Origin of the sequence: Mangrovihabitans endophyticus, from assembly GCF_014646155.1 — a bacterium.
Classification (GTDB): domain Bacteria; phylum Actinomycetota; class Actinomycetes; order Mycobacteriales; family Micromonosporaceae; genus Actinoplanes; species Actinoplanes endophyticus.
Genome location: NZ_BMMX01000018.1, coordinates 23,667 through 38,974, shown reverse-complemented (window position 1 = coordinate 38,974; position 15,308 = coordinate 23,667). Strand labels below are relative to the sequence as shown.

Below are 15,308 nucleotides of genomic sequence, written 5' to 3'. Positions count from 1 at the left end.
AACTTTGGCCATGGAAGTTGCATCATGCGTGCAGTTTGTTTCCGGCGTCCTGGTGCTTGCCGGCGGCCCGGGATCGGGCAAGAGCACGCTCCTGCGCGCGGCGGGCGACGCGGCCGCCGGGGACCGCATCGTGCTGACTGTTCCGGGGCACCGGGATGAGGCGGGGTACGCCTGCGCCGCGCTGCACCGGCTCCGCGCGGCCCTGGCGGGCGTTCTGGCGACCGGAGGCGACGCCGCGGAAGACCGGCACGACGGTGCCGAAGAGGCCGGGATGGCGCTGCTGAGTTTGCTGCGGTCCGCGGCCCGGCATCGCCCGGTGCTCGTCCTGCTCGACGACGCGCACCTGCTCGACCGCCCGTCCTGGGCCGCGGTCGCGGTCGCCGCGCACCGCATCGGCCGCGAGCCGGTCGCCGTGGTGGCCTCGGTGCCCGACGGGTACCCGCCGACCGGGTTGCCGACCCGGCGGCTGGCCCCGTGGGATGACGATGAGTGCCGCGACCTGGTGCTGGCGCGGGCGCCCGACGTCCACCCGGACGTGGTGGCCGCGCTGCTGGAATCCGCGGGCGGGAATCCGGGCGCGCTGTGCGAGCTGGCCGGGGCGCTCACCCCGGAGCAGCGCCGCGGCGACGCCCCGCCGCCCTGCGTGGTGCCCGCGTCCGGGGCGGTGCATCAGGCGTACCGGGACATGCTCGCCGCCGTGGGTGACCCGGCCCGGCGCCTGCTGGTGATCGCCGCGGCGGCCCGCACGCTCAGCGTGGACGAATGGGATGCGGCGTGCACCGCGGCGGGTGTCGGCCTGAGCGTGCCGGCGCCCGCGGAGGCAGCCGGGCTGATCGACACCGCGGGTCCGGTGGTGCGGTTCCGGGAACCGGTGCTGCGCGCGATCGTCTACCACGGCGCGCCGCTGGCGGACCGCCGGTGGGCGCACGCGGTGCTGGCGCGGGTGATGCGGCGGCGCGGGCGGCGGTTGCCCGCGCTGCTGCACCGGGCGTGGTCGGTGCCGGGACCGGACGAACGGCTGGCCGCCGAGCTGGTGGAGGCGGCGGCGTGCGCCGGCGACCACGGTGACGCGGCCGACGCGTGTGCGCGGGCGGCGGAGTTGACCGTGCGCGCGCCGGTGGCCGTGTCCGCGCTTGTCGCGGGGGCCGACCATGCCTGGCTGGCGGGGTTCGCGCACCGCGCGGGCCTGATGACACGCCGGGCGGAGCGGGCCCGCCGCGCTGCGCGGCAGGGCAGCGGCGCCGGCCGGCAAGCGGGTGCCGTGGACGCCGTCGCCCGGTACGCCGGCGGATCCGTCCCGCCCGGCGACCTCCTGCGGATGGCTCGCCACCTCGCCGGATACGACCGGGCCGCGGCGCTTGACGCGCTGCTGCGCGCCGGTGACGGGTACGCGCTGGCCGGGTGCCACGACCGGTACGGCGAGGTCGCCGACGCGGTGCGTGCGCTGCGCCGCGGCGCCGAGCCGGACGGGGCCGCCGTGGCGTTCGCGTACGTCGACGGCCTCGACGCGATGTTCCGGGGCGACCACCCGCGTGCCTTCGCCGAACTGCGCCGGGTGGTGGATCTGGGCGGCCGGGTGGACGACCCGGTGGCGGTGAACCGGGCCGCCACCGCCGGGCTGTTCACCGGCGACGACGCCGCGGCGCGCGACCTGGCCGTGCGGGCCGCGGGGCTGGCCGCCGCCCGTGGCGAACCCGCGCTTGTCCCGCGGAGCCGGGAGACCGCCGCGTTCGCCGCGCTGGCGCTGGGCGATCACGGGTCCGCCGCGGCCTCGGCGGCCGAGGGCGCGCGGCTGGCACGCGCCACCGGCCAGCCCGCGCTGGCCTCCACCCATCTGAGCATTCTGGCGGTGCTCGCCGCGCTGGCCGGCGACGAACCGGGCTGTGCGCAGCGGGTGCGCGAGGCCGGCGCCCGGGACGACGCGGGCGGGCCGGGGCAGGCGCGGGCGCTCTGCGAGTGGGCGCTGGCGTTGCTGGATCTGGTGGCCGGGCGACCGCGCGCCACCGTGCGCCGGCTGCTCGGCATCGTCGCCGCCCCGGCCGGGCGGGGCAACGTGGTGATGCAGGTCGCGGCGACGCCGCACCTGGTCGAGGCCGCCGCGCTGGCCGGCTGGGCGGCACCGGCCGGCCCGCCGCCGCAGACCGGCAGCAGCGGCGGCGGTGGCGGCGAGCCGGACGGCGGGCCGCCGCCGGGTCGCGAGGCGGCCTGGGAAGCGCAGGTGATGCCGCCGTTCGACGCCTGGACCGGGTACACCGGCCGACCGGCGTGGCTGGCGTTGCGGGAACGCTGCCGGGCGTTGCGCGCCGCGGACGCCGCGGACGCCGATGACCACTTCGCCGAGGCGTTGCGCCAGCACCGGGCCGACGGGGCGGATTTCCCCCGGGCGCACACCCAGTTGCTGTACGGGCGCCGGTTGCGTCGCCGCCGTCCGGTCGCGGCACGCGAGCATCTGCGCGACGCGGCCGGCACCTTTCACCTGCTCGGGCTGGTGCCGTGGGCGGAGGCGGCGGACCGCGAGCTGCGCGCCGCCGGTGACCATGTGGCGCAGCCGCCGCCCGGGGGCCGGGCGCTCACCGCCCAGCAGGAGCGCATCGCCGCGCTGGTGGCCCGGGGCGCGACGAACCGGGAGATCGCCGAGCAGATGCTGCTCAGTCCGCGGACCGTCGACCATCACCTACGCAACGTGTTCGCCCGGCTGGGTGTGCGCAGCCGCACCGAACTGGCGCATCTCATGACGTCGTGACGTGCTCCCTCGCGTCGGCGAACGCGAGGTCGCGGGCCAGCACCCCGATGTCGGCCTGGTCGGTGAACAGCCCGTCCAGCCCGGTACGCAGGAAGGTGATCTGTTCGTCGATCGCCCGCCCGTACGCGGTCGGGTCGTCGCCGCGCCGGTAGTCGGTCGGCAGGAACTGGTTCTCCGCCCGGAACGTGTACGGGATGACCTGCAGCCCCGCGGCGTGTGCCCGGTCCACCAGCCCGGTCGGGGCGGCCAGCGCGCCGGTCGCGTCCCGGGCGATGACCTGGTTCTTGTCCGGTCCGATGCCGTCCACCCAGTGGGACAGCCGGCGCAGCCCGGCCGGGGTCAGATAGTCCGCGTACGAGCGCGGGTCGTGGTAGGGCGCGCCGCTCGCGCTGGTCAGGAACACCAGCGGGACCCGGAGCCGGTACGCGGTCCGGAGCATTCGCAGGTTGGCGAACTCGAAGGACTGGACGAAGACCTTCGCTCCCGGCCGGTCCAGCCGGTACCGCCGCAGCGTCCGCACCAGCGGCGTCTCCAGGTCCAGGCCGAGCCCGCGGAAGTAGGTGGGGTGCTTGGTCTCCGGGAAGACGCCGATCTCCCGGCCCAGTTCGCCGGACAGCCGGGCGCGCAGGTCCAGCACCTCGGTGAGGGTGGGCACCGGGAACAGCCCGTCGTAGAGGGTGTTCTCTTGGCGTACCGTGGGAAGACGCTCCACCGCGCGCAGCGTCTTCAGCTCGGCCAGCGTGAAGTCGTGGGTGAACCATCCGGTGACCGGTGTGCCGTCGAGCACCACGGTGCGCCGCCGGGACGCGAACTCGGGGCGGGTGGACACGTCGGTGGTCCCGCCGATCTCCGGCTCGTGCCGGCACACCAGCACCCCGTCGGCGGTGATGACCAGATCCGGTTCGATGTAGTCGGCGCCCATCCGGGCGGCCAGTTCGTACGAGGGCAGGGTGTGTTCGGGCCGGTAGCCTGCCGCCCCGCGGTGGCCGACGACCAGCGGCCGGCGGTGATGCGCCGACGCCCCCGATGCCCGCGGGGCGGCCTGCGCGCCCTGCGCGGCGACGGCGGTCAGGGCGGGCGCGGCGGCGCCCGCCACGGCGATCCGCAGCACCTGTCGGCGATCTGCCATGGCTCCTCCACGGGAGCGGCACCGGCGTCCCTCGCCGGGCTCCCGCAGGCAGTGGACTCGATCGATCCGTACGGGTGGCGACGGGGGCATGGCGCGTCCGCGAACGCGGGCTGATCGAAGCGTGCGAGGTGACGAAGCCCGGACGATGATCGCCGGTTGGTGTGGGGCACTCGCCCGGAAGGCGGGGTTCGCTGCCCGTTTACCCGAAACAGGCATCGCCGCGACACGCTTAGAGTCATGGCCCAAGCGCTCACCGTGAAACCCCGGTCCAGGGAACGCATTCGTGGAGTGTTGTCATGGGATTTCTGGAGCGTCGCGCCGACGGAGTCCGGCGCGCTGCGGACGGTGCCGACGGAGTCCGGCGCCCTGCGGACGGTGCCGACGGAGTCCGGCGCGCCACGGACCGCACCGGCGATCCGCGTCATCAGCGGGGCGAGGGTCGCTACGGGCTCAAGCCCGGCCCGGCGGGCGGGTCCAACGATCCGTTGTTCGACCCGACGCGCCGCCGTGCCGCCGGGGTTCCCCCGCCGGGCGGCCCGGCGCAGACCGCCGCCCCCGATCTGGTCCAGCCCGATCTGGTCCAGCCCGATCTGGTCCAGCCCGAGCCGGTCCAGCCCGAGCCGGTCCAGCCTGAAGCGGCCCCGGCCGTGCGGCCCGCCGACCTGACCGATCTGCTGGGCAGCAGCGTGCTGCACGACCGTACCCAGCGGATCTGTCGCGCCTACGGCCTGCTGCCCCCGGCCGGATTCCGGCTGTCCAGGTCCTATCAGGCGCGCGACGTCGGCGTGGAGATCGCGGCCGATGCACACGGCACCATTACCGCGGTGTTCCTGCACTTCCACGGCGACGACGGGTTTGCCCACTTCGCCGGTGAGATGCCCGGCGCGGGTGGGGTCGCGCCCCGGCGGGCGGCGCTGTGGGCGAACCTGGGCCGCCCGCAGCACAGCGGCGACCCGCAGCGTGACCGGTTCCTGGGCGACCACGGCCCGTGGGACCGCTGGGTGCTGGCGAGCCACGTGCTGCGGGCACAGTACGACCTGGACGGGGAGAGCCTGCTTCGGCTGACCCTCACCCCGCCGCCGCGCGGGTGAGCCGGTCCTGCAGCGCCGCTTCGTTGCCCGCGCGCACCAGCGGCACGTCCACCGGCCCGTCGGCCACCGCCACGAACCAGGGCAGCAACACCCCGTCGGCGTCGCGGACCGGCAGGCAACGTTGCTGTTCGCGGATCACCGCGGTGAGCGCCGCCTCCGGCAGCTCCAGGTGGTCCGGGTCAAAGGTGCCGAGCAGCGGGACCGGCTGCTCGACCAGGTGGCTGATCTGGTCGATGAGGGCGCTGTCCGCGACGGCGTCGATGCGGCCGTCCGGGTAGACCAGGTCCTGCGCGCCGACCATGATCAGGTCGCGGCGGTCCTCCGGGTCGGCGACCACGCCGTTGACCGCGATCGTCTCCATGAACGTCTCGGCCGATGCCACCTCCAGCACCGGCCGGTCCGCGGTGCGCGGGCCACGGGTGCCTCGGCCGGCCGGGAACGACGACACCGTGACCGGTACGACGTCGTGGCCCCACAGCGCGACCAGCCAGCGCACCGGCCGGGTGAGCGTGAGCCGCGGTGCGTCGTGCCCGCTCGTGCCGCCGTCGCCGGGCACTCCGCCGCCCGAGCGGGCCACTCCGCCGATCGCCTGGGCCACTCCGCCGATCGCCTGGGCCACCGCGCCGGCCACTTGGGCCACCGCGCCGGCCGCCGTGTCCACCGCGCCGGCCGCCCGGTCCACCGCGCCGGCCAGCACCCGCGGGGCGTCCCGGCCGGTCGGTGACGGGCGCGCCGCCACGGCGTCGGCCACGGCGATGAGCCGTCGCGGGGTGACGAAGCCGTGCACCTCGCCGTGCGCCAGGCGGTTCGCGGCCAGGGCGTCGGCCAGCCCCCGGCGCAGTTGCTCGACCGCGGTGCGCGCCTGCGCCGGGGGCATCTCCGCGACGCCCACCTCGACCACCAGCGTGCGGGCCCGGTCGCTGGTGGTCGAGGTGGGCGCGGGGGCGGGGACGGCGGCGGCGGGTGCGGCGGCGTGTTCGAGGTCCGCGGTGTGCCGCGCGCGCTGCCGGGCGGTGACGATCCGATCCAGGGCGTACGTGATCCGTACCGTGCCGGCCTGCGGGGTCCGCCCGTCGCCGGGCGCGACGCAGGCGACCTGGCCGATCTCCAGTCCGTCCAGCCACACCGTCCAGGCCGGGCCGGGCTCGCCGGACGCCGGGGAGGGCCAGTCGTCGGCCACGAACCGCACGTCGTGCGCGGCCACGTCGATCCCGAGCGCGCACAGGCTGCCCAGGCAGAGATCCTGGGCGTCACCCGGACCCTGCGCGTCGCCCGCCTCCGGGGCGAGCGTCAGCAGGAACGTCGCCGCCGTCGTGTCCGGCGTGCCCGCTGCGGCTCGGGCGTTCATCGAACCGTCGGGCGGCAGGCAACCCTCGTCCGTCCAGTACGCGGTCAGCCGGGCCGCCGCCTCCTGCAGGGTGAGCATGGCCCAGAAGTCTATGTTCGCGCTGGCGGGGTAGGTGTCACCCATGACCGACGTACTGGCGGGTGACCTCTACCAGATGCAGGATCTGCTGACCGACGACGAACGCGTCGTGGTGGAACGCCTGCGGGCGTTCCTGCGCGCCGAGGTGGCGCCGATCGCCAACGACTGCTGGACCCGTGCCGAGTTCCCGGCGCACCTCGTCAAGAGGTACGCCGACCTGGGCATCGCCGGGCACCCGCACTCGTCGCTGCTGTCCGGATGGATCGCGCTGGAGATGGCGCACACGGACCCGTCCATGGCCACCTTCTTCGGGGTGCACTCCGGGCTGGCGATGGGCAGCGTGGCCGCCTGCGGCTCGCCCGAGCAGCAGGAACGCTGGCTGCCGCCGATGGCCGCGTTCGACCAGATCGGGGCGTTCGCGCTGACCGAGCCGGACGGCGGGTCGGACGTGGCCGCCGGGCTGCGCACCACCGCCCGCCGCGACGGCGACGCGTGGGTGCTCAACGGCGCCAAGCGGTGGATCGGCAACGGCACGTTCGCCGACCTGATCGTGGTGTGGGCCCGCGACGAGGCGGACAACCAGGTGAAGGGCTTCGTGGTGCGCGGCGACAATCCGGGTTTCGCGGCCACCAAGATCGAGGACAAGATCGCGTTGCGGATCGTGCAGAACGCCGACATCACCCTCACCGACTGCCGGGTGAGCGAGTCGGACCGGCTGGCGAACGCGCACAGCTTCAAGGACACCGCGACCATCCTGCGCCAGACCCGCAGCGGCGTGGCCTGGCAGGCGGTGGGGGTGATGCTCGCCGCGTACGAGATCGCGCTGCGCTATGCGGGTGAGCGGGAGCAGTTCGGCCGGCCGATCGGCAGCTTCCAACTGGTGCAGGACCTGCTGGTGCGGATGCTCGGCAACGCCACCGCCGCGCTGGGCATGGTGGTGCGTCTGGCCCAGTTGCAGGATGCCGGGCAGTACCGTGACGAGCACTCGGCGCTGGCCAAGGCGTACTGCACGACCCGGATGCGGGAGGTCGTGGGCTGGGCGCGTGAGCTGCTGGCGGGCAACGGGATCGTGCTCGGCTACGACATCGGCCGGTTCGTGGCCGACTCGGAGGCGTTGTACTCGTACGAGGGAACCCGCGAGATCAACACGCTGATCGTGGGGCGTGCGGTGACCGGGCTGAGCGCGTTCGTCTGACGGATCGGCGCGCCGCCGGGCCGCCGGCTCCGCTCCAGCCGCGCCCGCTCCAGCCGGACCCGCTCACGCCGGGCCCGCTCACGCCGCGAGCCGCACCCCGCCGCCGCCGCGCTTGGCCTCGTACATGGCCGCGTCCGCGGCCCGGAACAGCGACGCCACGTCGGTGCCCAGGTCGGGGAACATCGCCACGCCCACGCTCGCGCCCACCGTGACCGGCTCCCCGTCCAGGTCGAACGGGTGGCGCAGCCGCTCGTCGATGCGCTCGGCGACCAGCATCGCGGTGGCGGTGTCCGGGTCGTCGGACAACAGCAGCGCGAACTCGTCGCCACCCAGCCGCGCGGCCAGGTCGCTCTGGCGCATGGTGCCCTGCAACCGCTGGGCCACCGCGTGCAGCAGGGCGTCCCCGGCGTGGTGGCCGATGGTGTCGTTCACCCCCTTGAAGCCGTCCAGGTCGATGAGCAGCACCGCCGCCCGGGTGCCCGCGCCGGCCGCCCGCGCGATCGCCACCTCCGCCTGTTCCAGCAGGTGTGTGCGGTTCGGCAGGCCGGTGAGCGCGTCGTGGAACGCCTGCCGGGTCAGCTCGGCCACCCGGCTGCGCTCGGCCTGACGCAGCCGCGCGCCCTCCACGATCAGCGCGCCCTCGGCGGCGATCTGGGCGGCCAGCACCCGGTCGTGCGGGCTCCAGTCGCGGGTGCTGCTCTGATCCCCGCACACCACCATGCCGACCTGACCGCTCGCCGACATCAGCGGCACCGCCAGGTAGGAGCGCAGGCCCAGGGCCCGGACCATGCCGCCGGCCGGGGACGGGCCGGCAGCCGCGTCGGCGACCAGCACCGGCCCGTTCTTGTCCTGCACGGCACGCCACAGCGGGTACGCCCGTGCGGGTGTGCCGGCCACGTCGCCGGACAGCGCGGCGCTCTGCTCCGGGGGCAGCCCCACGGTCACCGTGTGCTCGATGCGCCCGTCCGCCGCGACCAGAGCCAGCGCCGCGATCTCGGTGCCGAACGCGTCGGAGACCGCACGGGCCAGCACCCCGCCGGCCTCGACCACGCTGGCGGCCCGGGTGCCCTGCTCGAACAGGACCCGGATGGTGTTGCCCACGTGCGTGATGAAACGCCGCTGCCGCTCGGCGGCCAGGCTCTGCAGGATGGTGCCGAAATGCAGGGCGACGGTGGCCACCACGTCGTGGCGCAGGGCCTCCAGGCCGTCGCCGTGCAGCACCAGCACGCCCACGGTCTGGCCGCCGATGCGCAACCGGATCGCCGTACGGTCACCGTCCACGACCGGCTTGCCGCCCGCCGGGGTGCGGAACACCCGCCCGGCCAGCATCAGGTCCCGGGCGGCGTCGCTGGTCCCGATCACCGGGGTGAGCCGCCCGTCCTCCGGGTCCAGGGTGCAGACCATGATCTCGCGCAGCCCGAGTGGCTGCAGATGGTTACGGACCACGCCGGCCAGGTGTGCGACCGACGGAGTGTCCCGCGCGAGAACCGAGATGAGCTCGGCGAGCAAGGCCTCCTGGGGGTCCGCGACGGCCGGTGCCGGCCTCACCTCGATGCCTGTGGTCACGGCCGCACACATCGGCGGCGAGACGCTGCGCATGAGGGATAGTGGCGGCGTCGGCTACCGTGTCCGCCGGAGAGAGGGCGGAAAGGGGACCCCAAGCATGAGAGTGTGCGTCGCCGGTACCGGTTATGTCGGGCTCACCACGGGTGTCAGCCTGGCGTACCTGGGGCACGACGTGGTCTGTGTCGATCACGACCCGGACAAGGTCGAGTCGCTGCGGTCCGGTCGGCCGCCGATCTACGAGCCGCACATGGACGCCCTGCTCGCGGAGGCGTCCGAGCGGCTCACCTTCACCACCGACTACGCCGAGGGGGTGCCCGGCGCGGACGTGGTGTTCATCGCCGTGCAGACGCCCTCGCTGCCGGACGGCAACCCGGACCTGCGATACCTGCGGTCCGCGGCGGACAGCGTGGGCCGCTGCGTGGCCGGCGGCTTCACCGTGGTGGTGAACAAGTCCACCGTCCCGATCGGCAGCGGCAACTGGGTGGACGCCATCCTGCGCGAGGCGTTCGAGAGCCAGCACGGCCGGCGCCCGGCGGGCGAGTTCTCGGTCGCCTCGAACCCGGAGTTCCTCCGCGAGGGCCAGGCGATCTTCGACACGCTCTACCCGGACCGGATCGTGATCGGCTCGGACAACCCCCGCAGCCTCGATGTGCTCAACCGCCTCTACCGGGTGATCCTGAACCAGACGTTCACCCCGCCCACGTTCCTGCCGCGGCCCGCGGAGCTGGGCGCGGTGCCGATGGTCTCCACCGACCTGGCCTCCGCCGAACTGATCAAGTACGCCGCCAATGCGTTTCTGGCCACGAAGATCAGTTTCATCAACGAGATCGGCGTGGTGGCCGGCAAGGTCGGCGCGGACGTCATGCAGGTGGCCCGGGGCATCGGCCTGGACGCCCGGATCGGACCGCGGTTCCTGGAACCCGGCGTCGGCTGGGGTGGCTCCTGCTTCGGCAAGGACACGGCCGCGCTGATCACCACGGCCGGCGACTACCACCACGAGATGCCGATCGTGTCCGCCGCCCGCACGGTCAACCAGCAGCAGCGGCGCGCTGTGGTGGACCGGCTGCTCCAGGAGCTGCGCATCCTCAAGGGACGCCGGATCGGCCTGCTCGGCCTGGCCTTCAAGCCGGACACCGACGATCTGCGCGACGCGCCCGCGGTGGACGTCGCCCGGCAGCTCATCGCGCACGGCGCCCGGGTCAGCCTGCACGACCCGGTGGCCGGCGAGCGGTTCCGCCGCGAGCAGCCGGATCTGGCCCCGCGGTTGTGCGACACCCTGGACGAGGTGTTCGACGACAGTGACGCCGTGGTGCTGGTGACCAAGTGGTCGCAGTACCTCGACCTGGACTGGGAGAAATACGTGGGGCTGATGCGCGAGCCGGTGGTGCTGGACGGCCGGCACGCCCTGGACCGTGGCCGCCTGGAACGCATGGGCTACCGCTACCTGTCCATCACCGGCGCCTGACCGGCGCGCGCCGACGGCTCGTCGCTCCGCATCGCCCGGCCGGCGTCGGTTTGGCCGGCGTCGGCTTCTCCGCATCGTTCGTCCAGGCCGGACGAACGATGTTGAAACGTGTCCAACGCTCGATTTGATACGCGCGCAACCTTGACGTTACCTGAGCAACGTTGTTGAAATGTGTTTGCTCATGGCGGACCGCGAGCGCTCCACACGGACACGTGGCGCGCCGGACGGTGCTGCCCGCGTGGCGATGAAAGGGAGCGAACCCATGCTGAAACGACGACGGCGGGCACTGACGGTAGCCGCCGCGACCCTGCTCACGGCCGGTTTCATCGCGCCGGCGCAGGGCGCGAGCGCGGCACCGGCCTGGCACAAGGGCAACCCGCCGCTGTCCACCCCGTGGACGGCCGAGGTCGGCCCGAACAACGCGCTGCCCGAATACCCGCGGCCGCAGATGACCCGCGACGCATGGCGCAACCTCAACGGCGTGTGGCAGTTCGCCAAGGCCGACGTGGACCAGGCGCCCCCGGTCGGGCAGGACCTCGGCGAGCGGGTGCTGGTGCCCTACCCGATCGAGTCCGCGTTGTCCGGCATCCAGCGGCACGAGGACCGCATGTGGTACCGGCGCACCTTCACCGTCCCGGCGGCGTGGCGCCTGGCCGCCGGGAACCGGCTGCTGCTGCACTTCGGCGCGGTCGACTACGACGCCAAGGTGTGGGTCAACGGCACCCAGGTGGCGACCCACCGCGGCGGCTACGACGGCTTCGACGTGGACGTCACCGACGCGCTGCGCGGCAACGGTCCGCAGGAGCTGATCGTCTGGGCCGAAGACCTCACCGACGCCACCGGCCAGCCCATCGGCAAGCAGCGCCGCACCAGCGACCACGGCATCTTCTACCAGGGCAGCTCCGGCATCTGGCGGACGGTGTGGATGGAGCCGGTGCCGGCGGCGCACATCGCGAGCCTGTCCATGACACCGGACGTCGAGGCCGGGACGCTCAAGGTCACCGTGCACACCGTGGACAGCGGCGATCTGAAGGCCAAGCTGGTGGCGCGGGCCGCCAACGGCGCGAACGTCGGGCACGTCACCGGCGCCGCGAACACCGAGCTGACCCTGCCGATCCGCAACCCGAAACTGTGGTCCCCGGACCATCCGTACCTGTACGACCTCGAGGTGTCCCTGAAGGACAAGGGCACCACGGTGGACACCGTCGGCTCCTACTTCGGGCTGCGCGAGATCGGCATCAAGAAGGGCGCCGACGGCAAGAACCGGATCGCGCTCAACGGCCAGATCCTGTTCAACATGGCCACCCTCGACCAGGGCTTCTGGCCGGACGGGCTGAACACCGCGCCGACCGACGCCGGCCTGCGTTTCGACCTGGAACAGCACAAGGCGATGGGCTTCAACGCGGTGCGCAAGCACATCAAGGTGGAGCCGGACCGCTGGTACTACTGGGCGGACAAGCTGGGCCTGATGGTGTGGCAGGACATGCCGGCCAGCAACACCGGCCCGATCCCGCCGGCATGGCGCGACCAGTTCGAGTCCGAACTGCACGAAATGGTGCGCGAACACCAGAACTGGACGTCCATCGTCGCCTGGGTGCCGTTCAACGAGGGCTGGGGCGAGTGGGACCGGGACGCCACCGGCCGCATCGCCGACGAGGTCAAGGCGCAGGACCCCACTCGCCTGGTCAACGCGCACAGCGGCGTCAACTGCTGCAACTCCCACGGCGACTCGGGCGCCGGCGACGTCATCGACTTCCACCAGTACACCGGCCCGGCCTCGCCGGCACCCGACGACACCCGCGTAGCCATCGACGGTGAACACGGCGGTTTCGGCCTCAAGGTGCCCAACCACATGTGGTTCGGCGACGGCCAGGCGTACGAGATGGAGCCGGATTCCGCCACGCTGACCAAGAAGTACGTGCAGAACCAGCAGGCGGTCATCACCTCGGCCAACTCGTGCGGCATCAGCGCGGCGATCTACACCCAGATCACCGACGTGGAAGGCGAGCTCAACGGCTTCTTCACGTACGACCGGCAGGTCGCCAAGATGGACATGACCAAGGTGCGCAACGTCAACCGGCGGATCATCCGGGAGGCCACCGGGGACGGCAGCAGCGTGCCGCAGCCGCCGGCCGGCACACCCGGGTTGACCGGCGTGGCGTACTACCCGCTGGACGGCTCGACCACCGACGAGGCCGGCGACCACGACGCCACCCTGGTCGGCGACCCGGCCTACGTCGACGCCCACACCGGTCAGGGCGTCGCGCTGAACGGCTCGAACCAGTACGTGGACACCGGCGCGCCGCTGGTGAACACCGCCTCCGACTACACCGCGGCGGCGTGGGTCAAGCTGGACAAGGCGGACGGTGCCTTCCAGACCGTGGTCAGCCAGGACGGCGCCAGCAACAGCGACTTCTTCCTGCAGTACTCGGGCGCCGACCAGCGGTTCGCGATGAGCTTCGCGGGCGTGCGGGCGCTGGCCCCGGTCAAGCCGGAGGCCGGCCGCTGGTACCACCTGGTCGGCGTGCGCGACTCGGTCAAGGGCGAGCTGCGGCTCTACGTGGACGGCCAGCTCGCCGGAAAGGTCAGCGCCTGCATGCCGCAGGCGGCCCCCACCGGCCACACGGTGATCGGCCGCGGCAAGTTCGGCGGCAACGCGGTGGACTACCTGGACGGCACCGTGGACCAGGTGCACCTCTACGACCGGGCGCTGTCCCCGTCGGAGATCACCGAGCTCTACCAGAGCGGCAACTGACCGCCCGTACGCACGAAGCGAACAGCCCCGCCCCGGTATTTCCCCGGGGCGGGGCTGTTGCGGTGGGGGCCGGACCCCGCCCCTGGGAACGAGGGGCGGGGTCCGGAGTCGAGCCGCAGTCCGAGCCGATCAGGACAACGGCGGGTAGGCGTTCGCCATGAGCTGCTGGAACTGGGCGGGGAACCAAGCTCCGGAGATCGGGGCGTTGGGCAGCGCGCCGGTCATGTTGTTGCCGTTGCGCTCGTTGCCGGTGTAGGTCGGGTCGCACATCCGGTCGAAGCCCTTGCCCTCGTCGTTCGGGATCAGGCTGCTGGAGCCGTCCGACTCACCCGGGGGCTTGATCCAGACGTACGCGTCGATGCCGGATGCCGGGGCCGACTGCGGGCGCTCGCCCAGGCCGGCGCCGGACTGGTTGCACCAGTTGCCGGCGTGGATCCGGCGGTCGATGCGGGACTGGTCGACGAAGGTGTCCACGTTCGTCGAGGTGCTCGCGGCGGTGGGCCGGTTCGGGCCGCCCCAGCCGTTGCGGGACGTGTCGATCAGCATGCCGATGTTGGAGTTGAAGCCCACCGACACCAGCTTCTGCCGGAACGCCTGGGCGAACGACAGCTCGTCGACGTACTGGTTCCAGTCGACCCACTTGGACTGCCGGACCGACGTGCCGTTGACCGTCGTGCTGATGGAGAAGTACGGCTCACGCAGCGCCGAGTAGTTCGCGGTGTTGGTGATGAAGCCGGTCACGTTGTTCACGTTGCCCGACGCGCGGGCGGCTTCGAGCATGATGTCGGCGGACGGGCCGAAGTTGCTGTCCCAGCCGATCCATCCGTGGTGCGCCGCATCCACGTAGTTGTAGGCGTTGCCGATGGCGCCGAGCTTGTTCAGCGCGTACCCGACGCCCTGCACGTACCCGCCGTTGGCCTTCATCGTGGCGCAGGTGGCGACGTTGGTGTTGGTGACCAGGTTCGGCAGCGAGTCGATCTCAACGATGTTGATGATCCGCAGGCTGCGGTACTTCGGGTCGGACTCGATCGACGCGATGGGGTCGATGTACTCCGACTTGTAGCGCGGCAGTTCGTCGGTGCCGAGCTCGCCGTTGGAGGCCAGCGCCGAGCAGTCCCGGCCGGGCAGGTTGTAGATGACGAACTGGATGAAGCCGGCGCCCTGGTCCAGCGCGGCGTCCAGGTGGTCACGCATGCCCATGCTGCCGTTCGAGCTGCTGTCGGAGGTGCCTTCGATGGCCGCGATCCGGTCCAGCCAGACGCCCGTCGGGTTGTTCGACACCCGGCTTCCGCCGGACACCGACTCCGCCTTGGCCTTCCACTCCGGGTTCACATAGCCACGGGCGCCCACGTACGGGTTGTCCACCTTGGTGCCCGACGGCGGGTTCGTCGTCGGCGGGGTGGTCGGGTTGGTCGTCGGCGGCGTGGTGGGTGTCGTCGTCGGCGGGGTGGTGGGCGTGGTGGTCGGCGGGTTGGTGGGCGTCGAGCCGGTGCACGCCGTGCCGTTGAGCGAGAACGAGGACGGCGCCGTGTTCGTCCCGCTGTAGTCGGCGTTGAAGCCGAGGTTCGCCGTCGCGTTCGTACCCAGCGTCGACGACCAGGACGGGCTGGTCACCGTGACGTTCTGGCCGGACTGGTTGAAGGTGCCGCTCCAGCCGTTGGTGATGTGCTGGTTCCCGGGGAACGTCCAGGTCAGCGTCCAGCCGTTGGTGATCGGGTCACCCAGGTTGGTCAGGTTGATGGTTCCGGTGAAGCCGGTGTTCCACTGGTTCACCGAATAGTCCACGCGACATCCTGCTGCCGCGCTGGCCTGGCTCGCCACAGCCACGCCGAGACCGGAGACGAGGGTGAGGGCGGCCGCGGCGGTGAGGCCGCGGACCAGGTGTGGGGAACGGGGTCTCATACAGGACTCCAGGGATTGAGGGGCATCGCTCCGCCA

General features: G+C 72.8%; 9 protein-coding genes. 5 read left to right on the top strand and 4 right to left on the bottom strand.

The features are described 5' to 3' along the window. The first annotated feature begins 10 nt into the window (after positions 1 to 10). Positions 11 to 2,743, top strand: coding sequence for a LuxR family transcriptional regulator (locus tag IEY73_RS19395; RefSeq protein ID WP_189080664.1), 2,733 nt, complete (start codon positions 11 to 13; stop codon positions 2,741 to 2,743). Here IEY73_RS19395 and IEY73_RS19390 read toward each other — a convergent pair. After that, positions 2,730 to 3,872 (bottom strand): glycerophosphodiester phosphodiesterase, encoded by a 1,143-nt coding sequence (locus IEY73_RS19390; protein ID WP_189080663.1) that lies wholly within the window; start codon positions 3,870 to 3,872, stop codon positions 2,730 to 2,732. The two genes, IEY73_RS19395 and IEY73_RS19390, sit on opposite strands and share 14 nt — an antisense overlap. A 296-nt stretch (positions 3,873 to 4,168) precedes the next feature. On the opposite strand from IEY73_RS19390, the gene IEY73_RS19385 reads away from it, so the two are divergent. Further along, a complete protein-coding gene (locus tag IEY73_RS19385) occupies positions 4,169 to 4,963 on the top strand; it encodes a DUF6392 family protein (protein WP_189080662.1) in 795 nt (264 codons plus the stop codon). Here the strand turns inward: IEY73_RS19385 and IEY73_RS19380 are convergent. After that, positions 4,941 to 6,434, bottom strand: coding sequence for a glycine--tRNA ligase subunit beta (locus IEY73_RS19380; RefSeq protein ID WP_189080661.1), 1,494 nt, complete (start codon positions 6,432 to 6,434; stop codon positions 4,941 to 4,943). The genes IEY73_RS19385 and IEY73_RS19380 overlap by 23 nt on opposite strands. Between IEY73_RS19380 and IEY73_RS19375 the strand changes: the two genes are divergently transcribed. Continuing rightward, entirely contained in the window at positions 6,433 to 7,584 is a 1,152-nt protein-coding gene (locus IEY73_RS19375; protein ID WP_189080660.1) for an acyl-CoA dehydrogenase family protein, read from the top strand. The two genes, IEY73_RS19380 and IEY73_RS19375, sit on opposite strands and share 2 nt — an antisense overlap. Before the next feature lie 78 nt (positions 7,585 to 7,662). Here IEY73_RS19375 and IEY73_RS19370 read toward each other — a convergent pair whose 3' ends face one another. Then, complete coding sequence (locus tag IEY73_RS19370) at positions 7,663 to 9,150, bottom strand: sensor domain-containing diguanylate cyclase (protein ID WP_229715968.1); 1,488 nt, start codon at positions 9,148 to 9,150, stop codon at positions 7,663 to 7,665. Between the two features lie 97 nt (positions 9,151 to 9,247). On the opposite strand from IEY73_RS19370, the gene IEY73_RS19365 reads away from it, so the two are divergent. Both IEY73_RS19365 and IEY73_RS19360 read left to right on the top strand, forming a co-directional pair. Continuing rightward, entirely contained in the window at positions 9,248 to 10,615 is a 1,368-nt protein-coding gene (locus IEY73_RS19365; protein WP_189080659.1) for a UDP-glucose dehydrogenase family protein, read from the top strand. A gap of 262 nt (positions 10,616 to 10,877) precedes the next feature. Next, a complete protein-coding gene (locus IEY73_RS19360) occupies positions 10,878 to 13,370 on the top strand; it encodes a LamG-like jellyroll fold domain-containing protein (protein WP_189080658.1) in 2,493 nt (830 codons plus the stop codon). A 129-nt stretch (positions 13,371 to 13,499) separates the two neighbouring features. Here the strand turns inward: IEY73_RS19360 and IEY73_RS19355 are convergent, their stop codons facing one another. Beyond that, a complete protein-coding gene (locus IEY73_RS19355; RefSeq protein WP_306661509.1) occupies positions 13,500 to 15,272 on the bottom strand; it encodes a glycoside hydrolase family 6 protein in 1,773 nt (590 codons plus the stop codon). Between the last annotated feature and the right edge of the window lie 36 nt (positions 15,273 to 15,308).

Coding starts and splice junctions, on each gene's coding strand:
- IEY73_RS19395 (WP_189080664.1), top strand. CDS start 11: ATGGAAGTTGCATCATGCGTGCAGTTTGTTTCCGGCGTCCTGGTGCTT.
- IEY73_RS19390 (WP_189080663.1), bottom strand. CDS start 3,872: ATGGCAGATCGCCGACAGGTGCTGCGGATCGCCGTGGCGGGCGCCGCC.
- IEY73_RS19385 (WP_189080662.1), top strand. CDS start 4,169: ATGGGATTTCTGGAGCGTCGCGCCGACGGAGTCCGGCGCGCTGCGGAC.
- IEY73_RS19375 (WP_189080660.1), top strand. CDS start 6,433: ATGACCGACGTACTGGCGGGTGACCTCTACCAGATGCAGGATCTGCTG.
- IEY73_RS19380 (WP_189080661.1), bottom strand. CDS start 6,434: ATGGGTGACACCTACCCCGCCAGCGCGAACATAGACTTCTGGGCCATG.
- IEY73_RS19365 (WP_189080659.1), top strand. CDS start 9,248: ATGAGAGTGTGCGTCGCCGGTACCGGTTATGTCGGGCTCACCACGGGT.
- IEY73_RS19360 (WP_189080658.1), top strand. CDS start 10,878: ATGCTGAAACGACGACGGCGGGCACTGACGGTAGCCGCCGCGACCCTG.
- IEY73_RS19355 (WP_306661509.1), bottom strand. CDS start 15,272: ATGAGACCCCGTTCCCCACACCTGGTCCGCGGCCTCACCGCCGCGGCC.